We start from the raw sequence: 24833 nt of genomic DNA, 5'->3' as shown, positions 1-24833 counted from the left end.
GGTTGTAGCAAGCTACAAAAATTGTAGCAAGTTCCGACACAACCACACGCCGATACCCGCCAAACCCTTTGAAAACAGGGGTTGGTGGCACTTGGCACACTCCATGCTCTATCCCCTGCAAGCGCAACAGCGCGTTCCTACTTCATAGGTAAATGCAGATGATCCACTGGCATATCGTGTGTGACTTCGACGGGACTATCACTCCTACCGACGTCATCGACAACGTCCTCCAACGCTTCGCCGGCCCCGAGTGGGAAACCATCGAGCAGGAATGGCTGGATGGGCACATCGGTTCGCGCGAATGCCTGAGCCGTCAACTGGCGCTGATCAAGGCGACCCCGGCCGAGTTGCTGGCGTATTTCGACAGCGTCGAGATCGATCCGGACTTCCCGGACTTCGTCGACCACGTCATGGGCCTGGGCGCTTCCATTGAAGTGGTCAGCGATGGCATCGAACAAGGCATCGCGCGGATTCTGTCGCGCAACTACGTGACCTTGCTGCCGATCCTCGCCAACCGCCTGCGCCAGGTCGACCAGAACAGCTGGCGCATCGACTTCCCGTATGCCAGCGACGCCTGCCGTGCCGCCTCGGGCAACTGCAAGTGCAAGTCCACGCCGCGCAACAAGCGCGTGCTGGTGATCGGCGACGGCAAGTCCGACATGTGCGTGGCCTCCACCGCCGACTTCGTCTTCGCCAAGGCCAGCCTGGCCGACTACTGCGAAACCAACAACATCCCTTACGCGCGGTTCGACACCTTCGCCGAACTGCCGGCATTGCTGGCCAAGCTGCCTCAGGGCATCGCCGCCAACGCCACCTCCTTCAGCACCTCTTCCGACAATCAGGAACTCTTCCACCATGTCTGATATCCGCATCGCTACCGCAGAAGACCAGGTTCTTCTGGATAAAGAAGCCAAGTACTGCTCCTACGGCGACACCGTTCACTACATCGACCCGCCGCGCATTTTCAGCCGCTGCGAAGGCTCCTACGTGTGGGACACCGAAGACCAGGCTTACCTCGACCTGCAAATGTGGTACTCGGCCGTTAACTTCGGTTACGCCAACCCACGCCTGAACAACGCGCTGAAGCAGCAGATCGACACCCTCCCGCAAATCGCCAGCCAGTACCTGCACAAAGGCAAGATCGAGCTGTCGGAAATGATCGCAGTCGACGCCAAGAAAAAATTCGGCCTCGACGGTCGTGTGCACTTCAACGTGGGCGGTTCGCAGTCCATCGAAGACTCCCTGAAGGTGGTGCGTAACGCCACCAACGGCAAGAGCCTGATGTTCGCCTTCGAAGGCGGCTACCACGGCCGTACCCTTGGCGCTTCGTCGATCACTTCGAGCTACCGCTACCGTCGTCGCTATGGCCACTTCGGCGAGCGCGCCAACTTCATCCCGTTCCCGTACCACTTCCGCGGCCCTAAAGGCATGACCAAGGAAGAATACGGCAGCCACTGCGTGCAGCAGTTCGCCCGTCTGTTCGAAACCGAATACAACGGTGTGTGGGACCCGAAAGTCGGCCAGAGCGAATACGCCGCCTTCTACGTCGAGCCGATCCAGGGCACCGGCGGCTACGTGATCCCGCCGATGAACTTCTACAGCGAGCTCAAGCAGGTCCTCGACCAGCACGGCATCCTGATGGTTGTCGACGAAATCCAGATGGGCTTCTGGCGTACCGGCAAGCTGTGGTCGATCGAACACTTCGACGTCAAGCCGGACGTGATCGTCTTCGGCAAGGCATTGACCAACGGCCTGAACCCGCTGGGCGGCATCTGGGCCAAGGAAGAGTTGATCAACCCTAAGATCTTCCCGCCAGGCTCCACTCACTCCACCTTCGCGTCCAACCCGTTGGGCACCGCGGTAGGCCTGGAAATGTTCAAGATGACCAGCGAAGTCGATTACGGCGCAATGGTCATGGCCAAGGGCAAATACTTCCTGGCCGGCCTGCAAGAGCTGCAAAAGCGCTTCCCGATCATCGGCGACGTCGATGGCCTGGGCCTGGCCCTGCGCTGCGAAATCTGCGGCCCGGACGGCTTCACTCCGGACAAGGCGACCCTGGACTACATGGTCGAGGAAGGCATGAAGGGCGACATGGTGGTTGACGGTCAGAAACTCGGCCTGATCCTCGACGTGGGCGGCTACTACAAGAACGTGATCACCCTGGCACCGTCGCTGGAAATCAGCTACCCGGAAATCGACCTGGGCCTGAAGCTGCTCGAGCAACTGCTTGTGCGAGCGACCAAACGGTGAGCAGCCACGAGATCGACCTCGGTGAAGGTGATGCCGGCTTCGTTCTCGGTAGCGGTCCGATTGGGATCTTGTTGATCCACGGCCTGACGGGCACCCCGACGGAACTCCGTCGGGTGGCCCAGGGGTTGGCCAAGGTCGGTAACTGCACGGTGTACGTGCCGACCCTGGCCGGCCACTGCGGGGACAACAGCGACCTGCAAGCCACCGGCTGGCAGGACTGGTACGAAGGCGTGCGCAAGACCTTCGTCGCGGTGAAACAGCGTCACGAGCAGGTATTCGTCGGCGGCTTGTCGATGGGCGCGGTGATGTCGATGTACGTGGCGTCGCAGTTCCCCGGCCAGGTTGCCGGCTTGCTGATGTACTCCACGACGTTGAAGTACGACGGCTGGAGCATCAACAAGATGGCGTTCATCACGCCCTTGCTGATCCGTATTCCCTTCGGTGTGCGCCTGTTCCGCTTTACTGAAAAGCCGCCCTACGGCATCAAGAACGAGCGCCTGCGGGCGATCGTCGAGCGGCAGATGAAGGAAGGGGAGAGCAGCGAGGCGGGTCTCTTGACCATGGAGGGCGTCACGGTGCGCGAGTTGCACTGGATGAATGCCGTGGTGAAGAAGCTCATGCCATCGATCAAGACCCCGGCCCTGGTGCTGCATTCCATCGAGGATGACATCACCAGCCGTTGGAACGCCGATTACGTGGAACGCCATCTCGGCGGCCCCGTGACCAAGATCCTGCTGGACAACTGCTACCACATGATCACCGTCGACCTGCAATACCGTCGGGTGATCGAGTTGAGTGCCGAGTTTGTCGGGCAGCACGCACACGCCACAGAGGCACCTGAAGATTATCGACAGCTGGCTTGAACCCTAAGGATTTGACGTGATCACCGCCCAAGCCTTTTCGACCATTCGGGCCATCGAACGCAGTGCCTGGAACGACTGTTTTCCCGATGCCCTGGAGGATTGGGACTATTACGTGGCCGTGGAAAACGCCGCTATTGATGACTTTCAGTGGCGCTACCTCGCGGTGTTTGACGATGCAAGGCTGGTGGCGGTCGCGCCGGCGTTCATCACGCGGTATCGCCTGGACACCACCGTGTCAGGCGTAGGCAAGCGCTTTACCGAGCGCCTGGAGCGACTGTGGCCGGGTGTTTTGAAGTTGGGCCTGTATGCCATCGGCTCGCCGGTGGCGGAGCAGTGCAATGCGGGCATCGCCAGCCACGTTGCCGAATCAGGGCGCGAGGCTCTGCTTGCGCAATTGCTCGCTGCCGCGCGCCAGGATGCCGATACGTTCGGCGTCGGGCTGGTGGCGGTCAAGGATGCACCGACCAGGGACGAAGGCTGGTCAAACAGCTGCCTTGGCGCGGGTTTCCAGAGCATGCCCAGCCTGCCAACGGCCTTGTTGCCGATCCCTTTTGGTTCAGTGGACGCCTACCTCGGTTCCCTGGACAAAGCCACCCGCAAGGACCTGCGTCGCAAACTGCGTGCGCCGGGGCCGCGTGTCGAGTGGCGACGCAACATCGACGACGTACTGCCGCGCATCATGGCGCTGTATGAGGCCACCCTGGAACGCTCCGACCTGCAGTTCGAGCGACTGCCGGCAGGCTATTTCACCGGTATCCTTGAACAGCTGCAGGAACGTGCGGTCTGTGTGCTTTATTGGGTGGACGAGCAACTGGTGGCGTTCAACCTGATCCTGTTGAACCAGGATCGCCTGATTGACAAGTTTTTCGGCGAAGACAGTGACTACAGTCGCGAATACAGCCTGGCGGTGCGCAGTTGGTTAACCAACATCGACTACTGTATTCGCAACGATATTGCATTATATGAATGTGGTCAGGCCGGCTATGCCAGCAAGTTGCTGCTGGGCTGCGAGTTCCAGGGTAACAGCATGTTTTTCCGCCACCGTAACTGGCTGGTCAACCGTGCGCTGTTCGTTGCAAAAGTGTTTCTCCGACCGGATCGATCCGACCCTGCCATGGCTGCTGCGATAAGCGAAACCTGATGATCAACAAGACCCGCCAAAAAGCCCGCCCCTTTGCCATTTCGCGTTGGAGCGTCCAGCGCAAGCTGGTGTTGGCGTTCTGGCTGGTGACAGTAATTCCGACGATGATCGCGGCGGAGCTGGCCGCCACGACGTTGTCGCAGATCTTCGACAGCAACGTGCGCATCTGGCTGCAGGAGTCGACCAAGATCGTCAAGGACGAGATCGGCGACATCCTCCACGACAACGCCCGGGTTGCCCAACTGTTCCTGCGCTATACCAAACCGCCGTCGTCGCGCCAGGCCGAGAAACACGACAAGCTGACCGCCGATATTGCCGCCGCCACCGACATCGACGTGGTGGCGCTGATCCGCAGCAGTGACCACAAAATCGTGTTTACCACCGCCGCCGATGACATCGTCAAGCAAATCAACCTGGCCAGTAATGCGGTGTTGCAGACGGTCCAGGTGGGTGGCGTGACCACCGGGGTTGTGGTGTCCACCTTCGAGACCAGCGAGGACGGCGTCGATTATCAACTGCTGGTGGCCACTTATCTGGACAGCAGTTTCCTGACCAGCGTGGCCGATGTGCATTCCCTCGACCTGCGTTTGTACCTGGCCAACCCCACCGGGTTTTCGGAGATTTTCTCCACCCAGCGCTTCGTCGATCACCCCACGCGGATTCCTTCGAGTATCGAATCCGCGCTGCGCAGCACCAAGCAACCCAGCGAACAATTCACCAACAACTACAGCGGTTTGTACTGGCCGATCTTCAACGATGCCGGCGAGCTGCAAGGGGTGATCTTCAGTGGCTTGCTGCGCCATACCAGCCTGGTGGGCCTGGTGAACCAGAGCAATCTGTTCGTGTTGATCTTCCTGCTCAGCTCGGCGTTGTCCCTTGGTGCGGGCATGCTGGTGTCCCAGCGCCTGACCCGGCCATTGCGGGATCTGTCCGAAGGCGTCAGCGCGGTGATCTCGGGTAACTATCAGCACCGTGTGGCGGTCAGCGGCGGCGACGAGTTGGCGCAACTGAGCAGCACCTTCAACCACATGACCGAGCGCCTCGGTGAGTTGCATCACCTGGAAGCGCAACTGCGCCGCCGCGACCGCCTGCATGCACTGGGCGAAGTCGCGATGGGCCTGGCCCACGAAATCCGCAACCCGCTGGGCATTATCAAGACGGCCACCCAATTGCTGCATCGCCGCGCCGATTTGCCGGAAACCGACAAGCGTCACCTCGAATATGTGATCAGCGAAGTCAGCCGGATCAACGACCTGATCACCGAATTCCTCGACTTCGCCAAACCCAGTGCGCCGCTGCGCACCGTGCAGGCGGCACGCCCGGTGGTGGAGGAGATCCTCGGCTTCTGCGGGCCTGAGCTTGCGACCCATAACATCGACGCGCAAATTGATGATGCGGCTCCCGGCGCGACGATTTATGCCGATGCCAAGCAGCTCAAGCAGGCGTGCCTGAACCTGATTCTCAACGCCATCGACGCCATGCCCGGAGGCGGGCGCCTGACCCTGGGCATCCACAGCGTGGGCGGCAACACGGTGATCAGCATCGGCGATACCGGCGAGGGCATTGCGCCGGACATGATCGAGCGGATCTTCACACCATTCGTCACCACCAAGGCCTCGGGCACGGGCTTGGGTCTGGCCAAAGTGTTCTCGATCATGGAAAGTCATGACGGCAGCATCGAATGTGTCAGCGAGACAGATGCCGGCGCCACCTTCAGCCTGTACATTCCGGCCCAGGGTGCAGACGACGGCGATGATGAGGATGGTGATGACGCATAACGTATTGGTAGTTGACGACGAACCCAAGCTCTGTGACTTGCTTTCGTCGGCCTTGAGCCAGAGCGGGATCCAGGTGTTTACCGCCGGCAACGGCCTGCACGCGCTCAAGGTGCTGGAGCAGGAAGATATCGACCTGGTGATCAGCGACTGGCGCATGCCCGGCATGGACGGGCCGGCGCTGCTGGCGGAAATCAAGGTGCGCTACCCGCAACTGCCGGTGATCGTGATGACCGCCTACAGCACCGTGAAGAACGCGGTGCAGTCGATGCGCAACGGCGCCTACGACTACATCGCCAAGCCCTTCGATATCGACGAGCTGGACATCACGGTGGCGAAGGCCCTGCAGTTTCGCGACATCATGCGCGACAACGCGCGCATGCGTGCCGAGTTGGATGAACATGCGCAGTTCGACAGCCTGGTGGGTGACAGCCCGGCGTTCCGCCGCGTGCTGCACGCCGTGGACTCGGTGCGCGACAGCAACGCTACGGTGCTGCTGACGGGCGAAAGCGGCACCGGCAAGGAGATGGTCGCCCGCGCCATTCACAAGCACGGCAACCGCGCCGACAAGCCGTTTGTGGCGGTCAACTGCGCGGCAATCCCCGAAGGTTTGCTGGAAAGCGAGATGTTCGGCCACCGCAAGGGCGCCTTCACTGGCGCCGTGGCGGATCGGGTCGGGCGCTTCATGCAGGCCGACAAGGGCACGTTGTTTCTCGATGAAGTGGGTGACATGCCGTTGGCGTTGCAGGCGAAAATCCTGCGGGCCTTGCAGGAGCGGGTGATCGAGCCGGTGGGTGACCCGCGCGAGCGCAAGGTGGATGTGCGAGTGATCGCTGCCACCAACAAGAATTTGCTGGATGCGGTGGCGAACAAAGAGTTTCGTGAAGACCTTTTCTACCGCTTGAACGTATTTCCGATTCCGCTGCCGGCCTTGCGTGAGCGGGTGGAAGATATCGCGCCGCTGGCCCGGCACTTTGCCCAGACCTTGAGTGCCACGGCGGGCAAACGCATCACCGGTTTCAGCCCCGAGGCGTTGCAGGCCATGGCGGCGTATTCCTGGCCGGGCAATATTCGTGAGCTGCAGAACTGTGTGGAGCGGGCGACCATTGTCGCGGCGACGCCGGTGATCGAGGATATTGATTTGCCGGCGTATCTGTTTGCTTCGACGCCTGCTGAGGATGGGGTGGGCGCGATACTCAGCAACGGGCCGGGTGTGCCGCAGGATCTGGATGCGGCGCTGGCTGAGGTGGAGAAGGCTTACATCATGGCTGCGTTGCAGGAGAGCAACGGGGTGCAGGCTGCGGCGGCGCAGAAGATCGGGATTTCCGAGCGCAGTTTTTGGTATCGGTTGAAGAAGCTGGGGATTCAGGTGGACAAGATTGTTCGCTAGGGGGCGCTGAGCGGTTGCTTGGGGGCATATCCGTTATTTAGGTAACGGCGRCTTATGGTTCCGCTCTTACAGCGGGTCACTTTTGGCAAACGCCCGGAATGCCGGCCCAGCCAAAAGTAACCAAAAGGTCTTTGCCCCACCACTCGGTGCCTCGCYTAGGCTCGGCATGCCCGCACTCCGGCMCGGYTCCGCGGGCCGCCGCGACGGGCCATCCATGGCCCGGCGCGGCTAAATCGGCATCCYTGCCGATTTACCCGCTCCACCGTGCCTACTTGCGGCCATCGTGGTTGACGGGGCCCGCAGATCAARATCAAAAGCAARAGCACGGCGGCCTGAAAGCCGACCTGAGTGTTAGAAGCAAAGGCAAAAGCTGCTTTTCTGTAGGAGCTGGCTTGCCTGCGATGCAGACACCTCGGTGKATCAGGCAGACCCAGTTGATGCCATCGCAGGCAAGCCAGCTCCCACATTTGACCGTGCCCGCTCTTGATTTGGCTTGTGCCTTTGCTTCACCACACTCAAGCCGGCTCTCAGGCCGCTGTGCTCTTGCTTTTGATCTTGATTTTGATCTTAGGCGCCCCGTTAAACCACGCTGGCCGAACGCAGGCTTTGGAGCGTGGGTAACCTGGCAGGACGCCAGGTTAGCCGTCCTGGGCCAGGGATGGCCCATGACGGCGGCCCACGGTCCAAAGCCGGAGTGAGGGCACTCCGAGCCTARGCGAGGAGCCGAGTGGTGGGGCAAGAGCGTTTTGCTTACTTTTGCGCTKTTCAAAAGTGAGCCGCTGTAARAGCGGAACCAATAGCGGCCATAACCGCAGCAACGGATATGCCCCCAATCAGCCCCCCAATCAAACCAGATGCAGATGGTTATCCCAAAGCCCCGCCGGCAACTCCAGCGGCTTGCCCACCAACGGCACCTGCCGGCAATCATAAAACCGGCAACGCCCCTGCCCGGAAGTCACCACAAACCCATCAGCCACCGCACCCACCCCGGCACAATCCGGCAATGGCCCGTCCAGCAGCAACTGCGCGCTGTCCATGTTCCAGATAAAGAACCGATTCCCCCGAGGCGCCGTCAACGCCACCAGCCGCAACTCACTGTGCACCGCCACACTGGCCGTGTAATGCCCCATGGCCTGCAACTGCTCATCCGCCACCGGAAACGCCACAAACGCCTGCCCCGGCCGCTTGATCGCCAGCAACTCCGAACGCTCATGAGACGCCCCCATGAACTGCTGCCCCGCGAGGATCGTCCCGTCGCTGGCAATCCCCATATGCCGCACACTGTTCATCTGCTGGCCCAGGGTCTCCTTGCTCAACAGCGTCCCGTCGCGCTTCATCAGGACCAGGCTCGGCTCCATGGCATTCAGGTTCATCTCCACCCGGCTCTCAGCCTCAGTGCGAATCCCGCCGTTAGCCACCACCAGCGTCTCGCCATCAGGCATCCACGACACTTGGTGCGGCCCGATGCCATGGGTGGAAATCTCCCCGGTGTGCACCAGCCGCTCACCCTCGAACCGGTACACACCCAGCAAACCGCGACCCGGGTCAGACGTGTCGTTCTCTGTGGCATACAACCACTCGCCATCCTTGTGCACCACCGCATGCCCGTAAAAGTGGCGATTGGCCTTGGAGGTGATGGTTTGCAGCAGCGCCCCGTCCCGCAAGTCGATCAGGTAACTCTCGGTGCCCGGCCGGCGGGCGACAAACAGCGCAATCGGCAGCGTCGGGTGGTTGATGATGTCGTGGCAGCGCTGGCCGACCTCGGTGGCAAATACCTGCTTGCCGTCCAGGCGAAAGCCGACGGCGTAGTGCCTGCCATCACTGTCATCCCGCGCCGAGAGCAGCAGCGGGCTTTTGCCCTTCTGCTTGAACAGCGTCCAGCCGCCCAAAGTGATCGCACTGAGCAGCACGCTGCCGAGGGCCAAAGCCTGTCGCCTGAGCATCATCAGTCACCGTCGTTGGCGTTAAAGCCCAGTTGGATGCCCAGCGCCTTGGCCAGCTCGCCTTCGTGCAGGCGGTGGACCACGTTGAGGCTGTCGTAGATATCGTTGAGTTGCTGGCGCCCGGCATCGTCGGCCAGCAGTTCATTCAGCGTACGCTGGTTGCTGGCGAAGAGTTTCAGGGAGGCGGCATACGCGGCGTCGATCTTGTCAGCCAATGGCTTTTGATCGGCAGGCAACAGGCCGCGCAGGCCTTTGTTGTCGACGCCGACCCAGACGGTCTGGGCGGCAGCCAGGCTGGCTTCCAGGCTTTGCAGGGACGACTGGCTGCGCCACGCATCGGCCTGGAACGGTTGCGGGATGCCCTTGGTCTGGCGGCCCATCGGGGTGCCGAGTTTTTTCTTCAGGGTGTCCAGTGCAGTCACTTGTACCCGCAGCAGGTCAGCAATGGCTTCGTGGGAATCGGCGTAGCGTTGGTTAGGAAACTTGGTCATCTGCGCCAGCATGCCGTCGGTGCTGTTCCAGCTCGACAGGATCTCTTCGGCCAGCAGTTTCTGGCGCTCGCCGATGGCTACCAGCAACGGGCAGTAGCGGGCTTTTTGCGTCTCGTCCGCCAGATCGGTCTTGGCGTCGTAGAGGATGTATTCGTAGGCCGACAGGCCCTGCACCACGACGCTGGATTTGGCCAGGGCGGCGGCGTCGATCTGTGGTTGGGCGGTCACCAGTTGCTCGACTTGACGACCCACCAGGTTTTTCTTGTCCGGCCAGAACTGCACCTGCCACGAGCGGTTGCCCTCGGCCAGCGGGCCGATCAGCAGCGGTTGCAACTCGGCCCAGGCCTTTTGCGCGTGCAGGAAGTCGGCGCGGGCGGTCTCCAGGCTTTCCTTGCCCTGGCAGTAGGCCAGGGCGCTGACGGCCAGTTGGCGGTCGGCTTCAACCCAGCGGCTGTAGGTCGGCAGGATCACTTGCTTGGCGATGGCCGCCGAGGTCACCGCTTGCGGGTCCTGGGGCGAGCACGCACCGAGGGCGAGGGCGGCCAGGCTGGTGAACAACAACTTGGGACGGAACATGTCGAGCTCCCTTCTGTAATTAGGACAAAGCTTATAAAGAATTCAGGAATGCCAGCAACGCTGCGCGCTGTTCGGCATTAAAAGACAACACATGCTGCTGCGCCGCCTGGGCTTCACCGCCGTGCCACAGCACGGCCTCCATCAGGTTGCGGGCGCGGCCGTCATGCAAGAACTGGGTGTGGCCACTGACGGCTTGCGTCAGGCCAATGCCCCACAACGGCGGCGTGCGCCAGTCGCGGCCACTGGCCTTGAATTCGCTGCGGTTGTCGGCGAGGCCGTCGCCCATGTCGTGCAGCAGCAAGTCGCTGTAGGGGCGAATCACCTGGTTAGCCAATTCAGGTTCGGCGGCGGTGGGCGCCGTGGTGAATTGCGGGGTGTGGCAGCCCTGGCAACCGGCCTGGTAGAACAGGTTTTTCCCGGCCAGCACTTGCGGTGCGTTGACGTCGCGGCGGGCGGGGACGGCCAGGTTGCGGGTGTAGAACAGCACCAGGCGCAGGATGTTGTCGCTGACCTCAGGCTCGCCATCCGGGCCATTGCCGTTGGGCGCCTGTTTGCAGGCCACTTGTGCATCGGTGCAGTCATCGAACGGTCTCAGGGAGGTGGTCAGGCCCATATCACCAGAGAACGCGTGAACATTTTGTTGATTGAGGTTCGGTTGCCCGGCTTTCCAGCCAAATCGACCGAGTACGGTCTTGTGTTGCGCGTCGTCCCAGACCCAATTCGCCCGCCCGACGATGGCTTCCTTGTCGGCGGTTTTCGGGTCGGTGTTGCGCAGGATGTCGGCGTCGGGGATCGCTTCGAGCAGCCCCAGGCCGATCATCGGCGGTGCAACCCGCGCCGAGAAGCGCGTGTCGGGGTGCATCGGCCCATAACCGAGCTGGGTGATTTGCAGGGCAGGCTTGCGCAATTCGACCACGGTGCCGTCCTTGAAGCGGACGTTGACCGGCGTGTAGTCGACCCGCACCTTGCCCTCCGGGGCGACGCCGGGCACGGCCATGTCCTGCAATTGCCCACCGTAGACCGGCTCGGGGACTACACCCAGTTGCTCGATGACCTTCGCATAGGGCGGCGCATCGGGAATCGACAGGCGTACCAGCATCGACACCGCGTTGGGCGCATCGGGCAATGGCGGATGCCCACGGCCATCCTTGATATGGCAGTTCTGGCAGGCATTGGTATTGAACAGCGGCCCCAGCCCGTCGCGGGCAGTGGTGGTGGACGGGGCAATCACCCAGGGGCTGCGAAAGAAACTGTTGCCGACGCTGAAGTCCAGGCGCCGGGTGGGCGACAGGTTGGCCGAGGGCAGGGAGAAGGCGTTCTGGTCGGTCTTCCTCACCGTGGTCGCGCCACCGGCACGCGCTTCACCAGGCTCGGCCTTGGTGAATCGCGGGGCGTCATCGCAGGCACTCAGGCTCAAGGCCATCAACAGTGCAGACAGGCGAAGGGGCGAACGGGACATCAGTCTTCCTGAACGTAGGCTGAAAATAAGGCCGCAAAGTCTAACAGGGCAGGGCGGATTGAATAAGAGCAATTATCGTTTGGTGGTATCCGATTCATTCCCGCTAGAATGACCGCACATTTTTCTCTGGAGGTGGCCAATGCAGGCTCTCGACGCTTTGCTCAACCGTGTTTCCGTGCCGCGACTGCTGGACCCGGCACCGACCCAGGAGCAGCGCGACCTGCTGTTCGCCGCTGCCATGCGCGCGCCCGACCACGGCCAACTGCGCCCTTGGCGCTTCCTGACGGTGGAGGGTGCGGCACGTGAGCGCATGGGCACCCTGCTGGCCGAAGCCGCCCGCCTGCAGGACGCCGACGCGCCCCAGGCCGCGATCGACAAGGCGCAGAACGGCCCGCTGCGGGCGCCGTTGGTGGTGGTGGTGATTGCCCGCCTGCAAGAACATTTCAAAGTGCCAAAATCCGAGCAGCTGCTGGCGGCGGCCTGTGCGGCTCACGGGATTCTGCTGGCGGCGTACGCCCAGGGGATCGGCGCGGTGTGGCGCACCGGTGAGTTGTCGTACTCGGCCCATGTCGCCAAAGGCCTCGGGCTGAAGGCGGATGAGGAAGTGATTGGCTTCCTCTACCTGGGCACCCCACAAAACCCGCCGCGTACGGCCCCGAAAGAAGACCTCGCGCCGTTTGTGGCGGCCTGGACGGGTCAATAAGGCACCGCGACTCTAAATGTGGACGGGCTTGTGTGGGAGCGGGCTTGCTCGCGAATGCGGTGTGTCAGTCAATACATATACCGACTGATCCACCGTATTCGCGGGCAAGCCCGCTCCCACATTGGGTGCTTACTGGCTTCAAGCCCGGGTCAAACCCGAAACTGATCCATCAGCTTCATCTGCTGGCTGGCCAGGGCATTGAGCTGGCTGCTGATGGCCGCCGATTCGGTGGCCTGGCCGGTCAGGGTTTCGGTCACTGTGCGGATTGCCGAGACGTTGCGGTTGACCTCCTCGGCCACCGCACTTTGCTGCTCGGCGGCGCTGGCGATTTGCAGGTTCATGTCGCTGATCACCGTTACCGCATCGCTGATCTTGCCCAGGGCCTGCACCGCCTGATGAATCTGCCCGGCGTTGTTCTGCGCCTGGGTCTGGCTCGAATGCATGGTCGCCACCACTCCACGGGTGCCAGTCTGGATGCGCTCGATCACCAGGCGAATCTCCTCCACCGAGTCCTGGGTACGCTTGGCCAGGTTGCGCACCTCGTCGGCCACCACCGCAAAACCGCGCCCGCTTTCCCCGGCTCGCGCCGCTTCAATCGCAGCGTTCAGGGCCAGCAGGTTGGTCTGTTCGGCGATGCTGCGGATCACTTCCAGTACCGAGCCGATCTGCTCGCTGTTCACCGCCAGGGCTTCGACTTCGGTCACGGCCTTGCTGACTTCTTCGGCCAGGGTGGTGATGTCGCGGGTGCTGCGTTCAATGATCTGCATGCCTTCGCGGGCTGACTGGTCGGCGCCGCGGGCCGCGCTGGCGGCGTTGGAGGCGCTGTTGGCCACGTCGTGGGCGGTGGCGCTCATTTCATTCGAGGCGGTGGCCACCTGGTCGATCTCACGGAACTGCACCTGCATGCCTTCGCTGGTCTGGCGCGCGATTGCCGAGGACTGGTCGGCGGTGCCACGGGCTTCGGTGATGCTTTGCTTGATCTGCGCAATGGTCGGCTGCAGCTTGTCGAGGAAGCGGTTGAACCAGTTCACCAGTTCCCCCAGTTCATCTTTTTTACCGTAGGCCAGGCGCTGGGTGAGGTCGCCGTCGCCGCTGGCGATTTCCTTGAGCATGGCGGCCACGCTGTTGATCGGCCGGGTCACGCCGGTGGCGGTCAGCCAGATCAGCAACAGGCCCAGCAGCCCGGCGGCTGCGCCTACCAGCAACGCCTTGACGGTGCCACTGGCCTGGGCCTTGTCGAGCACCGCCTGGAGTTTGAGCGAGTCTGCCAGCAGCACTTGTTTGGGCAGTTTGATCACCACGCCCCAGGATTTGGCGTCGGCAATCGGTTTGACCGGGTACACGGCGCGAATCGTGCCGTCCTCCTCGCGGATCTTGCGGGTATCGCTGGCCAGCAGTTGCACGATCTCTTTGCCTTCGGCACCGAGGGTGTCCACCAGGTTTTTGCCGACTTTGGCCGGCTCGCCGCTGTAGCCGGCGATCAAGCCGTTACCGGACAGTATTTCGAGAATTCCGGCGCCGTTGAACAGTTCTTTTTGCGCCGCATCGGTCGCCGCTTGCAGGGCATTGAGGGCGAGGTCCACACCGACCACGCCGATCACTTTGCCGTCGACCAGCAGGGGCAGGGAAATGGTGGTCATCAACACCGGCTTGCCGGCCACGGTGTCTTCATACGGGTCCAGCAGGCAGGTGTTTTTTGTGTCCCGCGGGCAGGTGTACCAGATGTTGTAGGGCGTGCCGCTGAGGTTGAGGGTGGTCTTGGTCAGGTCATCCTCGACCATCACGGTGTTCAGGCCTTCACCGCCGGCGCGGCTCCAGTAGCTGGAAAAGCGGCCTTTTTCGTTGGACACACGGGCGGCATCATTGACGAATTCACTGTCTTTGCCATCGAGGGCGTTGGGCTCGAACGACAGCCAGATGCCGAGCACCTTGGTGTTGCGGTCGAAGGCGGTTTTCAGGCTGTGGTTGAGTTCTTCACGCAGGGCCCCGGCATCCAGCGAGCGCTTGCCGGCCAGAGTGCGCAGGTCCTTGATCTGGTCGGCAAGGGCCGTCACCACCAACAGGCTTTCACCGAAGGTTTTTTGCAGTTGTACCGCTTGCTCGGCGGCCTTGGCCTGCAGCAGGTTCTGCACACTGTCGGTGAGCATTCGCGAGCTTGAATCGCTGATCAGTTGATCGTTCTGGCTGGTCTGGTAAAGGTTCATGCCCACAACAAGGGCAATCACCCCCAGCAGGCACAGACCGGACAACAGCACGATTTTCAAGCGAATGGAGAGGGTGTCGAACATAGAAGTACCCGCGAATGGACTTATTAGTATGCAAGCTCAGGCGAGTCCATTCGGCGCTATGCCCGGAACATCGGCTTGGGCCGGCAGTTCATGAGCGGGAGCCGATGAGCGGTAGTGGGGGGTTTCAGGTGGGTTGCGGGAGACGTTCCGGTCGCGACCAGATCCACAGGTTGCCCATGCTCATTCCGGCGATGGCCAGGTAGATCGGCCAGCCGTGGTCGAGCATCACCAGCATCAGGCCGGCGCACAGCAGCATGCTCACGGTGGCGCTGACTTTGGCCCGGCGGGCGATGATCTTGCCATTGCGCCAATTGAACAGGATCGGCCCGAATAGCCGGTGGTTTTCCAGCCAGGCACTCAGGCGCGGCGAGCTTTTGGTGGCGGCCCAGGCGGCCAGCAGGATGAATTCGGTGGTGGGCAAGCCCGGTACCACAATCGCAATCAAGCCGATGCCCAGGCTGACGTAGGCCAGCAGGCCGAACAGGACGCGGGCGATTTTGGATGAGGATTGGGTTTTGCCGGTCATGGGTGCGGTTTGCATGGATGGATTTACGAAGGATTCAAAGTGAAACCGGATCAAAATGTGGGAGCGGGCTTGCTCGCGAATGCGGTGGTTCAGTCAATATATCTGGTGACTGAACCACGGCATTCGCGAGCAAGCCCGCTCCCACATTTGATTGCATTCCAATCAGGGAATCAGGCCAGTTCAGGGGCGCTAGCGTACGCCTGTTCCAGCAACACGGTGAAGCGCACGAACGCATCAATCGCGCCTTTCTCTACTTCGGCTTCTTCTTCAGCGGTGAATTCCAGTGCGTCGAGGGTGCGGGTGAAGCGCTTCCAGCCTTCAGCGCGACCACCTGCCGGCTCGCCCAGGTGACGGGCACCGAAGGTTTCGCTCAAACCCAGGCCCACGGCGCGCTTGATCAGGAACGCGGCGCCCAGCTTGGAGCCTTCGGACACGAACAGCCAGCCCAAGGCTTCGGCCTTGCTCGGGTTTTTCACCGCGCCGGCGACCGGGGCCGGTACTTCGGTGTCCAGGTCGCCCAGGTCCAGCTTGGCCGCTTCGGCACGGCAGCGTTCAGCGAGGTCAGGGACGATCTTGATCAACTCGGCATCGTTGTACAGCGCCACCAACTCCGACTGGAACAGGTACTGCGCGACCACGAAGCGGGCGAAGTTGGCCTGGGTTTCAAACGGTGCATGGGCCTTCACCAACGCATCGAGTTTGGTGTGCGGTTCATTGGTGATCTGGTTCAGGCGCTGGGAGCGCAGGGCTGCACGTTCTGCGGTAGGGGAGGCGGTCATCGGGGAATCCTTGAGAAGAGAAAGCGTCTGGTTGCCAGGCTGTTATGAACTAGACGAACCAGAAGACGCGTCACAGTAAAAAATCCTCACCCCGGCGCAGATTAAATTGCGCCGGGATGAGGCTCCATGGATCAGATGTCCCAGATCAGGTTGATCGCAAAGTTGCGGCCCGGCTGGGTCAGGCGGTCGAGGTTGGCCGGGCCGGTCACACCGGCTTCGCCGACGCTGTCGTAGCTGCGCACGTCATCCCAGTTCCAGTATTTCTTGTCCGTCAGGTTGTACAGGCCGCCGTTGATGGTCACGTCGTTGGTGACCTTATAGAAGCCGGTCAGGTCGACGATGCCAAAACCCGGGGTCTTGAACGGGCCGTTGGCGCTGTTGCCGTCAGGGGCGAAGAAGGTGGTGCTGTCGACGCGGTCCTGTTTCTTGACCAGGGTCCAGCTGACCAGGGCACCGTAGTTCTGCTGGTCATAGCCCAGGCCGAACACGCCCTTGAGCGGGTTGACGCTGTTCAACGGTTCTCCGTTGTCGTCATTGCGCCCGTAGGTGTAGGCAATCGAGCCTTGGGTATACAGGCCCTGCGGTGCGCCGAATGCGTCGAGGCTCAAGCGGCCCTTGGCCTCCACGCCCTTGATGGTGGCGTGCTTGATGTTGTTGGCTTCGAACTGCTGGACGGTGCCACCGGCAACCGAGGCATCTTCGTCGATGAAATCACGGTACTTGTTGTAGTACACCGCCACATCAAACGAGCCCGAGTCGAAGTTGCCGCGAATCCCGGTTTCGACGCCCCGGCTGCTTTCCGGCTTGAGGTCCGGGTTGGGTTCGACGGTGTAGCGCTGCTGCAGGTTTTCAAAGCGGCCATACAAGGCCTTGGCCGACGGGGTGCGATAGCCTTCGGCGTATTGGCCGAACCAGGTGTATTGCTCGGTCAGGGCGTAAGTCACGCCGAACTTGGGCGTTACACGGTGCCAGTTCTTTTCCGAATCGCTGTGGTCGTAGATGCGTGTCGGGTCAACGGTATTGAGGAATTCCTGGGTCAGCTTGGGTTTGAGCTGGATGTAGTCGTAGCGGACGCTGGGCAGGAAGGTCCACTTGTCCCAGGCAATCTGGTCCTGGGCAAACAGCGCGTAGGAGTTGATGGTCGGGTCGGGGAAGTCGCTGGCTTTTTTCACGCTGTCGGCGGCCGACGGGCTTGGTGCACCGATGGCGGTGCAGCCTGCGCCGACCGCCAGGCAGGTCGCGGCGCCCTCACGGGAACCGGTGACTTTCTGCTGCTTGAGGGTGGTGCCGTAGGTCACGACATGGTCGGTTTCGCCGATGCTGAAAGCCTTGTCCAACTGCGCGTCGAATACCCACTGCTTCTCTTCGTACAGGGTCTCGCGGGTGCGCAATACCTTGCGCGATGGCTGGTAGATTTCTGCGGTGGTCTGGTCGGTCTTGGCGATCTGGTAGTTGAGGCTGGTCTTGATGTGATCGGCAATCGGCGAGTCGAAGGCGAACTTGTTTTCGATGCCGAAGCGTTCGCGGGTGATGGTGTCGTTGCCCGTGCGGCCGCGGTAGAAATTGAAGCCCTGGCCACCGACAAACGGGCCACCCACTGCGTTTTTCAGGTTGGTGTCGCGATCGTCCTTGAACTTCTCGTAGGTCAGGCCCAGGCGGTTGTCTTCGCCGTAGTTCCAACCCAGTTTGGCCAGCACGTTGGTGGTGCGCGCATCTTCCGGGTTGGCGCCGGTGCGGGCCAGGCCGGTGGCGTTATTCCCGTCGTAGGATTCCATCTCGTGACCGTTGCGCTGGCTCAGGTGCAGCAAGCCGTCGAAGTCCTGCACGCGACCGGCGACGGTGCCGGAGGTCAGCCAGCTCTCATCGGCGGAGCTGTAGCCGGTCTTCAGGCGTGCGCCGTAGTCCTGCCCGGGCTTGATGATGTCGTTGGGGTCGAGGGTAAAGTAGCTCACCGCGCCGCCGATGGCGCTGCTGCCGTACAAGGCCGAGGCCGGGCCGCGCAGGATTTCCACGCGCTTGACGATTTCCGGGTCGACGTAGTTGCGGCGGGTCTTGGCGTAGGGGCCGTTGAAGAAGTTGTCGGGGACTTCGACGCCGTCCACCTGGGTCAAGATGCGGTCGCCGTCGATCCCGCGAATGTTGTAGCCGGCATTGCCGGAGCGGGTGCCGGCACCGCCCACCGAAACACCTGGCTCATAACGCACCAGTTCGCGGATGGTGTTGACGTTCTGGCGGTCCAGTTCTTCGCGGTCGTGCACGGTCACGGTGCTGGGCACGCTGTCCACGGCCTGTTCCTGGCGGGTGGCACTGATGGTCATCTGTTGCAGGGTGATGGCGCCGACGGCGACGCGTTTTTCCAGCACGATGTTGTTGTTGCCCAGTTTGCGATAGCCCAGGTTGGTCCCCACCAACAGCCGGTCCAGGGCTTTATCCGCCGGCAATGAGCCGCGTACGCCAGGGGACGACACACCCTGGCCCAGTTCTGCCGGCAGGCCGACTTGCCAGCCGGTCACCGCGGTGAAGGCGTTCAGCGCCGAGACCAGGGATTGCTGCTCGATGCTGAAGCTGTAATTGCCCTGGCTGCGGCTGGCAGGCTCGGCGGCGGTGGCGGCCATGACGGGCGCACCGGCCAACAGGATTGCGGCCGTCAGCAGCGACAAGCCCTGGCGGCGAACGGGCGAAGAGGACCGGCGGTTGAAACGAGACGACATCGAGAGCGCTCCGGAAGGTACGAATCTTATAGTTGCGCACTGAATCAAATAGGAATCAGTTGCATTGGCTATAACGAGACGTATCGTCGCTGGCTATCGAGTAAAAATAATTCTCATTTAGTTCAGGATCACCAGCGCCGGGTATTCCGAGAGCTTGGCCGAGGTGATGTGGGCCAGGGAGCGCACCACGTCGAGCGGCTGGTCGAGCCGGTAATTGCCGGTGACGGCCACGCTGGCCAGCCTGTCGTTGTTGTTGACGATCCAGCCGGGGTAGTAGCGACGCAATTCGGCCAGCACTTCGCTCATCGGGCAGTTTTCGAAGATCAGCCGGCCGTCGACCCAGGCCAGGTCCTTGGTGGTGTCGAGCTTGGCCGGTTGGCCGAAGCCCTTGGGCCCGATGCGGATACTTTCACCGGCGCTCAGGCGCACCCGCGCGTCGTCAAACGTGTTGCTCAGGTCGACATCACCGCGCTGTACCTGAACCTGGGCTTCACCGTTCAAGTAGCGCACCGCGAAAGAGGTGTCCCTCACGCTGGCGCGTACCGGGCCGGCGTCGATTTCCAGGGGCAGGCCACGGCTGGGCAGCACTTCGAAAAACGCCTCGCCCTGATACAGGCGGGCGATGCGCTGGTGGTCCTTGATGCTGCTGGAGAAGGCTGAATTGGTGTTGAGCAACACTTTCGAGCCATCGTCCAACTGCAGGCGCTGGCGCTCGCCCACCACGGTCAGATGGTCGGCCTGCAGGCGCATAGGCAGGTTGCTGAAGCTGAACAGGCCCAGCAGCAACACGGCGGCAGTGGCCAGGGGCTTCCAGTGCGGTTTGATACGGCGCCAGGCGCTGGGTTTGCGTGGCGCATTCAGGGCGACGGCAGCGCTGTGAACGGGCGCTCCGCTCCAGGCAGTCTGGGCCTTGATGAAGGCTTCGGCGTTTAACGGGTCGTTGGCGAGCCAGGCTTCAAATTCCGCTTGCTGCCCAGGTTGCGGGCACTGCAAGGCGATCAGCCAGTCGAGGGCTTGGTCCATGGCCGCGTCTTGCAACACCTCATGAGCCAGCTCATGGGGGTGCCGTTGATTCGGTTCCGTCACGGTGTTCCTCGGGTCTTCGCCACGTTTTAATCAAGAGTCCTACAGACTGTGCCGCCAAAGCTTAAGGGCGATCCAGTCTTTCGGCCACACCTATGCAGATGGCAATGATCAGTTTCAGTTCCTTCTGCACGGTGCTCAGGGACACGTCGAGCTTGTCGGCGATCTCCTGATAGCTGCAACCGTGCAGGCGGCTGAGGATGAATATCTGCTGCTGGCGGGCGCTCAACTGGCCGAGGCTGACACTCAGGTGCTCGAGCAATTGCTCGGCCTGTGTCGCGTCTTCGGGGGGGCTGACGGGGGAGGCGACGCTTTGCAGGACGTCCAGCGGGACATCTTCCTGCAGGGTGCGGGCCTGAATCCTGCGGGCGCGCAGGTGGTCCAGCGCCAGGTTGCGCGCCGTCTGGTAGACAAAGGGTTCAAGGTGGTCGATCGGCCGTTCGCTCAGGGCCCGGGTAACGCGCAGGTAGGTTTCCTGCAACAGGTCCTCGGCGGTGCTGTGGTTATTCACCATCCGCTGCAAGGTGCGCAGCAAAATCACCCGTTGGGTGAGGAAGACTTGGTTGAAACGAGATTGGCTCACAGTGATACCAGACCGATTTGCAGCGAATGATAATGCTTATCATCAACGCAAATGGCAAGTGGCACTTTGGATTACTGTAGGAGCGAGCTTGCTCGCGAAGGGCGTCAACGATATCGCTGGCATCCTGAATAAACGCGGTGGTTTTGCGTTTTTCGCGAGCAAGCTCGCTCCTACAGGCCGAGCATTACTCGGCGTTGCACAGCGCCAGGCAGTTATCCAGCATCCGGTTCGAGAAGCCCCACTCATTATCGTACCAGGCCAGCACTTTCAGCAGTTTGCCGCTCACTTTGGTGTGATTGGCGTCGAAGATCGACGACAGCGGGTTATGGTTGAAGTCACTGGAAACCAGCGGCAGGGTGTTGTAGCCGAGGATTTTCGAGTGCTGGCTGGCTTCTTTCAGCAGCGCGTTGACCTGCTCGGCACTGGCTTCTTTTTTCAGTTGCACGGTGAGGTCCACCAGCGACACGTTGATCACCGGTACACGCACGGCCATGCCGGTCAGCTTGCCTGCCAGTTCCGGCAGCACCAGGCCCACGGCTTCGGCAGCGCCGGTCTTGCTCGGGATCATGTTCTGGGTGGCCGAGCGCGCGCGGTACGGGTCGGTGTGGTAGACGTCGGTCAGGTTCTGGTCGTTGGTGTAGGCGTGGATGGTGGTCATCAGGCCGCTTTCGATGCCCAGCTCGCGGTGCAGCACCTGGGCCACTGGCGCCAGGCAGTTGGTGGTGCAGGAAGCGTTGGAGATGATCTGGTGGGATTGACGCAAAATGTCATGGTTTACCCCATACACCACGGTGGCATCAGCGCCCTTGGCCGGGGCCGAGATGATCACCTTGCGCGCGCCGGCGGTAATATGGGCGGCGGCCTTGTCACGGTCGGTGAACAGACCGGTGCATTCGAACACCACGTCCACCTTGTGCGCAGCCCACGGCAGGTCGGCCGGGTTGCGAATGGCACTCACGGCAATCCGGTCACCGTTCACGGTCAGGCTTTCCTGATCATGAGCGACCTCTGCGTCGAAAGTACCGTGGACGGTGTCGTATTTAAGCAGGTGGGCATTGATCGAGCTGTCGCCGAGATCGTTGATGGCGACGATCTGCAAATCCTGACGGTAGCCTTGGGTATAAAGTGCGCGCAGGACATTACGGCCAATACGGCCAAAACCATTGATAGCGATACGTAGAGTCATTGGAAGGTGCCTGTCGTCGATTTGTTGTAAGAATTACAAGATTATTCGCATAAAAATAGAAAACAAGCCTTTTTAGTGGCAATATTTTGTTCAATCTACAACGAGTGACCTGAATCAACTGGTCCGATTGGTCAAGCAACACCCTGCCAACCTCTTCGCGGCGGGCTTTTGACCAGCATAGACACTCAGGTCGCCACATCCGTTAGCCTGGAGTTCTATACATGCATCCCCGCGTACTTGAGGTCACCGAACGGCTTATCGCCCGCAGCCGTGCAACCCGTGAGGCATACCTTGCGCTCATTCGCGGCGCTGCCAGCGACGGCCCGATGCGCGGCAAGCTGCAATGCGCCAACTTTGCCCACGGCGTGGCCGGGTGTGGCACCGAAGACAAAAACAGCCTGCGCATGATGAACGCCGCCAACGTGGCAATTGTTTCGTCATATAACGACATGCTGTCGGCCCACCAGCCATACGAACATTTCCCCGAGCAAATCAAAAAGGCCCTGCGTGAAGTCGGTTCTGTTGGCCAGTTCGCCGGCGGTACCCCCGCCATGTGCGACGGCGTGACCCAGGGCGAGCCAGGCATGGAGCTCAGCCTGCTGAGCCGCGAAGTGATTGCCATGTCCACGGCGGTAGCGCTGTCCCACAACATGTTCGACGCCGCGCTGATGCTGGGTATCTGCGACAAGATCGTCCCCGGCCTGATGATGGGCGCCCTGCGCTACGGCCACCTGCCGATGATCTTCGTACCGGGCGGCCCGATGCCGTCGGGGATCTCCAACAAACAGAAAGCTGACGTGCGCCAGCGCTACGCCGAAGGCAAGGCCACCCGCGAAGAGCTGCTGGAATCGGAGATGAAGTCCTACCACAGCCCGGGCACCTGCACCTTCTACGGCACCGCCAACACCAACCAGTTGCTGATGGAAGTCATGGGCCTGCACCTGCCGGGCGCCTCGTTCGTCAACCCGTACACGCCGCTGCGTGACGCCCTGACCCGCGAAGCCGCGCACCAGGTCACGCGCCTGACCAAGGCCAACGGCAGCTTCACGCCGATCGGCGAGATCGTCGACGAGAAATCCATCGTCAACTCCATCATCGCCCTCAACGCCACTGGTGGGTCCACCAACCACACCCTGCACATGCCGGCCATCGCCATGTCGGCGGGCATCATCCTGACTTGGGATGACATGGCCGACCTCTCCGAAGTGGTGCCGACCCTGTCCCACGTGTATCCAAACGGCAAGGCCGACATCAACCACTTCCAGGCGGCGGGAGGCATGTCGTTCCTGATCCGCGAACTGCTGGAAGCCGGCCTGCTGCACAACGACGTCAACACCGTGGCCGGTCATGGCCTGAGCCGCTACACCCAGGAACCGTTCCTGGTGGACGGCGAGCTGGTATGGCGTGAAGGCCCGATCGAAAGCCTCGACGAAACCATCCTGCGTCCCGTGGCCCGTGCGTTTTCTCCGGAAGGCGGCCTGCGGGTAATGGAAGGCAACCTCGGCCGGGGTGTGATGAAGGTCTCCGCCGTGGCCCTCGAACATCAAATCGTCGAAGCCCCGGCCGTGGTGTTCCAGGACCAGCAAGACCTGGCCGACGCGTTCAAGGCCGGTGAGTTGGAAAAAGACTTTGTTGCAGTGATGCGTTTCCAGGGCCCGCGCTCCAACGGCATGCCGGAATTGCACAAGATGACCCCGTTCCTCGGCGTGTTGCAGGATCGTGGCTTCAAAGTGGCGTTGGTAACAGACGGGCGCATGTCCGGCGCCTCGGGTAAGATTCCCGCCGCGATTCACGTCAACCCCGAAGCCCAGAGCGGCGGGCCACTGGCACGTGTGCGCGATGGCGATATCATTCGCGTGGATGGCGTCAAAGGCACCTTGGAGCTTAAGGTGGACGCCGAAGAATTTGCCGCGCGCGCGCCTGCCACGGGCCTTCTGGGCAATAACGTGGGGGCCGGTCGCGAGTTGTTTGCGTTTATGCGTTTGGCTGCAAGCTCCGCAGAGCAGGGCGCCAGCGCCTTTACCTCTGCCTTGGAGACACTTAAGTGAAGCTAGCGCTGGTCGGTGATATCGGTGGTACCAACGCCCGTTTTGCGTTGTGGCGGGATCAGGAGCTGCATTCGATCCGCGTCCATGCGACGGCGGATCATGCCAGCCCGGAAGAGGCGATCCAGGTCTATCTGAAGGAAGAAGGCCTGGCCATCGGCTCGATTGGCGCGGTGTGCCTGTCGGTCGCGGGGCCGGTGAGTGGAGATGAATTTAAATTCACCAACAATCACTGGCGCCTGAGCAAGACTGCGTTCTGCAAGACCTTGCAGGTGGACGAGCTGCTGCTGGTGAATGATTTCTCGGCCATGGCCCTGGGCATGACCCGCCTGAAGCCCGACGAATTCCGCGTGGTGTGCGAAGGCACGCCGGAGCCGTTGCGCCCTGCGGTGGTGATCGGCCCGGGCACTGGCCTGGGTGTCGGCACCTTGCTCGACCTCGGCAATGGCCGTTGGGCGGCATTGCCGGGGGAGGGCGGCCATGTCGACCTGCCCGTGAGCAGCCCGCGTGAAGCCCAGCTGTGGCAGCACATCTACAATGAGATCGGCCATGTCAGCGCTGAAACCGCCTTGAGCGGTGGCGGTTTGCCCAGGTTGTACCGGGCGATCTGCGCGGTGGACGGTCACGAGGCGGTTCTGGAAACCCCCGAGGCCATCACTGCCGCTGGCCTGGCGGGCGACCCTATTGCCCTGGAAGTGCTGGACCAGTTCAGTATCTGGCTGGGCCGCGTTGCCGGTAACAACGTGCTGACCACCGGTGGTCGTGGCGGGGTGTACATCGTGGGTGGGGTGATCCCGCGCTTTGCCGATTTCTTTATCAAGAGTGGTTTTGCCAGGAGTTTTGGCGACAAGGGCTGCATGAGCGACTACTTCAAAGGCATTCCGGTGTGGCTGGTGACGGCACCGTATTCAGGGTTGACAGGTGCTGGTGTGGCGCTTGAGCAGGCATTTGCGTAGGCAGTGATGGCCTCTTCGCGAGCAAGCCCGCTCCCACATTCAATCCCATTCCAACTGGATGAATGAGGTCGAATGTGGGAGCGGG

The 24833-nt window shown here is 61.6% G+C and carries 19 protein-coding genes and 1 pseudogene; 9 read left to right on the top strand and 11 right to left on the bottom strand.

The features are described from left to right. Window positions 1-158 precede the first annotated feature (158 nt). Genes A462_RS15305 through A462_RS15330 form a run of 6 tightly spaced genes read left to right on the top strand, consistent with a single transcriptional unit; the run spans window position 159 to window position 7419 of the window. A complete protein-coding gene (locus tag A462_RS15305; protein WP_008435530.1) occupies window positions 159-863 on the top strand; it encodes an MtnX-like HAD-IB family phosphatase in 705 nt (234 codons plus the stop codon). After that, window positions 856-2250: an aspartate aminotransferase family protein gene (locus tag A462_RS15310; RefSeq protein WP_003216473.1), complete on the top strand. Its 1395-nt coding sequence runs from the start codon at window positions 856-858 to the stop codon at window positions 2248-2250. The genes A462_RS15305 and A462_RS15310 overlap by 8 nt, the downstream gene beginning before the upstream one ends. Continuing rightward, window positions 2247-3113: an alpha/beta hydrolase gene (locus A462_RS15315; protein ID WP_003216475.1), complete on the top strand. Its 867-nt coding sequence runs from the start codon at window positions 2247-2249 to the stop codon at window positions 3111-3113. The genes A462_RS15310 and A462_RS15315 overlap by 4 nt, the downstream gene beginning before the upstream one ends. A 16-nt stretch (window positions 3114-3129) precedes the next feature. Further along, entirely contained in the window at window positions 3130-4254 is a 1125-nt protein-coding gene (locus A462_RS15320; protein ID WP_008435526.1) for a GNAT family N-acetyltransferase, read from the top strand. Beyond that, window positions 4254-6032: a sensor histidine kinase gene (locus A462_RS15325; protein WP_003216479.1), complete on the top strand. Its 1779-nt coding sequence runs from the start codon at window positions 4254-4256 to the stop codon at window positions 6030-6032. Before A462_RS15320 ends, A462_RS15325 begins: the two co-directional genes overlap by 1 nt. Further along, a complete protein-coding gene (locus tag A462_RS15330) occupies window positions 6022-7419 on the top strand; it encodes a sigma-54-dependent transcriptional regulator (RefSeq protein WP_008435524.1) in 1398 nt (465 codons plus the stop codon). Before A462_RS15325 ends, A462_RS15330 begins: the two co-directional genes overlap by 11 nt. An 845-nt stretch (window positions 7420-8264) precedes the next feature. On the opposite strand, the gene A462_RS15335 is transcribed toward A462_RS15330, so the two are convergent. Genes A462_RS15335 through A462_RS15345 form a run of 3 tightly spaced genes read right to left on the bottom strand, consistent with a single transcriptional unit; the run spans window position 8265 to window position 11888 of the window. Then, entirely contained in the window at window positions 8265-9362 is a 1098-nt protein-coding gene (locus A462_RS15335) for a DUF1513 domain-containing protein (RefSeq protein WP_008435520.1), read from the bottom strand. Between the two features lie 2 nt (window positions 9363-9364). Beyond that, the gene (locus A462_RS15340) at window positions 9365-10429 is read right to left on the bottom strand and encodes an imelysin family protein (RefSeq protein WP_008435517.1); all 1065 of its coding nucleotides are present in this window, start codon (window positions 10427-10429) and stop codon (window positions 9365-9367) included. A 31-nt stretch (window positions 10430-10460) separates the two neighbouring features. After that, the gene (locus tag A462_RS15345; protein ID WP_008435515.1) at window positions 10461-11888 is read right to left on the bottom strand and encodes a di-heme oxidoreductase family protein; all 1428 of its coding nucleotides are present in this window, start codon (window positions 11886-11888) and stop codon (window positions 10461-10463) included. Between the two features lie 139 nt (window positions 11889-12027). On the opposite strand from A462_RS15345, the gene A462_RS15350 reads away from it, so the two are divergent. Then, a complete protein-coding gene (locus A462_RS15350; RefSeq protein ID WP_003214103.1) occupies window positions 12028-12591 on the top strand; it encodes an NAD(P)H nitroreductase in 564 nt (187 codons plus the stop codon). A gap of 149 nt (window positions 12592-12740) precedes the next feature. On the opposite strand, the gene A462_RS35250 is transcribed toward A462_RS15350, so the two are convergent. From A462_RS35250 to gap, 8 genes and pseudogenes are all read right to left on the bottom strand, one after another. Further along, window positions 12741-13496, bottom strand: a complete 756-nt coding sequence (locus A462_RS35250) for a methyl-accepting chemotaxis protein (protein ID WP_371103562.1) — start codon at window positions 13494-13496, stop codon at window positions 12741-12743. A gap of 102 nt (window positions 13497-13598) precedes the next feature. After that, window positions 13599-14738 (bottom strand): annotated as a pseudogene (locus A462_RS35245) (PDC sensor domain-containing protein); the annotation flags it as partial. Window positions 14739-15003: 265 nt separating this feature from the next. After that, window positions 15004-15405, bottom strand: coding sequence for a YbaN family protein (locus A462_RS15360; RefSeq protein WP_008435511.1), 402 nt, complete (start codon window positions 15403-15405; stop codon window positions 15004-15006). 170 nt (window positions 15406-15575) lie between these two features. Then, the gene (locus A462_RS15365) at window positions 15576-16184 is read right to left on the bottom strand and encodes a biliverdin-producing heme oxygenase (protein ID WP_003214109.1); all 609 of its coding nucleotides are present in this window, start codon (window positions 16182-16184) and stop codon (window positions 15576-15578) included. Between the two features lie 131 nt (window positions 16185-16315). Next, window positions 16316-18895, bottom strand: coding sequence for a TonB-dependent receptor (locus A462_RS15370; RefSeq protein WP_008435508.1), 2580 nt, complete (start codon window positions 18893-18895; stop codon window positions 16316-16318). A gap of 117 nt (window positions 18896-19012) precedes the next feature. Then, window positions 19013-19981 carry a FecR family protein gene (locus A462_RS15375; protein ID WP_032899418.1) on the bottom strand — a complete coding sequence of 323 codons (969 nt, stop codon included), beginning with the start codon at window positions 19979-19981 and terminating at the stop codon, window positions 19013-19015. A 61-nt stretch (window positions 19982-20042) separates the two neighbouring features. Continuing rightward, on the bottom strand, window positions 20043-20561 hold the full coding sequence (locus A462_RS15380) for an RNA polymerase sigma factor (RefSeq protein ID WP_008435506.1): 519 nt from the start codon (window positions 20559-20561) through the stop codon (window positions 20043-20045). 184 nt (window positions 20562-20745) lie between these two features. Beyond that, on the bottom strand, window positions 20746-21747 hold the full coding sequence (gap, locus tag A462_RS15385) for a type I glyceraldehyde-3-phosphate dehydrogenase (RefSeq protein WP_003214117.1): 1002 nt from the start codon (window positions 21745-21747) through the stop codon (window positions 20746-20748). A gap of 221 nt (window positions 21748-21968) precedes the next feature. Here gap and edd point away from each other — a divergent pair, with 221 nt between their 5' ends. Further along, complete coding sequence (gene edd / locus A462_RS15390; RefSeq protein WP_003214119.1) at window positions 21969-23795, top strand: phosphogluconate dehydratase; 1827 nt, start codon at window positions 21969-21971, stop codon at window positions 23793-23795. Further along, window positions 23792-24748: a glucokinase gene (locus A462_RS15395; RefSeq protein ID WP_008435504.1), complete on the top strand. Its 957-nt coding sequence runs from the start codon at window positions 23792-23794 to the stop codon at window positions 24746-24748. Before edd ends, A462_RS15395 begins: the two co-directional genes overlap by 4 nt. Window positions 24749-24833: the final 85 nt, after the last annotated feature.

The sequence above is a fragment of the Pseudomonas sp. Ag1 genome, from assembly GCF_000278565.1.
In the GTDB taxonomy this organism is placed as follows: Bacteria; Pseudomonadota; Gammaproteobacteria; order Pseudomonadales; family Pseudomonadaceae; genus Aquipseudomonas.
Note: the sequence above shows the minus strand (reverse complement) of the source record. Positions and strands in the feature narration are given on the sequence as shown.

Bases quoted from the DNA above. Each gene is read 5' to 3' on its own strand.
- A462_RS15310 (WP_003216473.1), top strand. From the start codon at position 856: ATGTCTGATATCCGCATCGCTACCGCAGAAGACCAGGTTCTTCTGGAT.
- A462_RS15335 (WP_008435520.1), bottom strand. From the start codon at position 9,362: ATGCTCAGGCGACAGGCTTTGGCCCTCGGCAGCGTGCTGCTCAGTGCG.
- A462_RS15325 (WP_003216479.1), top strand. From the start codon at position 4,254: ATGATCAACAAGACCCGCCAAAAAGCCCGCCCCTTTGCCATTTCGCGT.
- A462_RS35250 (WP_371103562.1), bottom strand. From the start codon at position 13,496: ATGCAGGTGCAGTTCCGTGAGATCGACCAGGTGGCCACCGCCTCGAAT.
- A462_RS15365 (WP_003214109.1), bottom strand. From the start codon at position 16,184: ATGACCGCCTCCCCTACCGCAGAACGTGCAGCCCTGCGCTCCCAGCGC.
- edd (WP_003214119.1), top strand. From the start codon at position 21,969: ATGCATCCCCGCGTACTTGAGGTCACCGAACGGCTTATCGCCCGCAGC.
- A462_RS15345 (WP_008435515.1), bottom strand. From the start codon at position 11,888: ATGTCCCGTTCGCCCCTTCGCCTGTCTGCACTGTTGATGGCCTTGAGC.
- A462_RS15305 (WP_008435530.1), top strand. From the start codon at position 159: ATGATCCACTGGCATATCGTGTGTGACTTCGACGGGACTATCACTCCT.
- A462_RS15360 (WP_008435511.1), bottom strand. From the start codon at position 15,405: ATGACCGGCAAAACCCAATCCTCATCCAAAATCGCCCGCGTCCTGTTC.
- gap (WP_003214117.1), bottom strand. From the start codon at position 21,747: ATGACTCTACGTATCGCTATCAATGGTTTTGGCCGTATTGGCCGTAAT.
- A462_RS15330 (WP_008435524.1), top strand. From the start codon at position 6,022: ATGACGCATAACGTATTGGTAGTTGACGACGAACCCAAGCTCTGTGAC.
- A462_RS15370 (WP_008435508.1), bottom strand. From the start codon at position 18,895: ATGTCGTCTCGTTTCAACCGCCGGTCCTCTTCGCCCGTTCGCCGCCAG.
- A462_RS15350 (WP_003214103.1), top strand. From the start codon at position 12,028: ATGCAGGCTCTCGACGCTTTGCTCAACCGTGTTTCCGTGCCGCGACTG.
- A462_RS15340 (WP_008435517.1), bottom strand. From the start codon at position 10,429: ATGTTCCGTCCCAAGTTGTTGTTCACCAGCCTGGCCGCCCTCGCCCTC.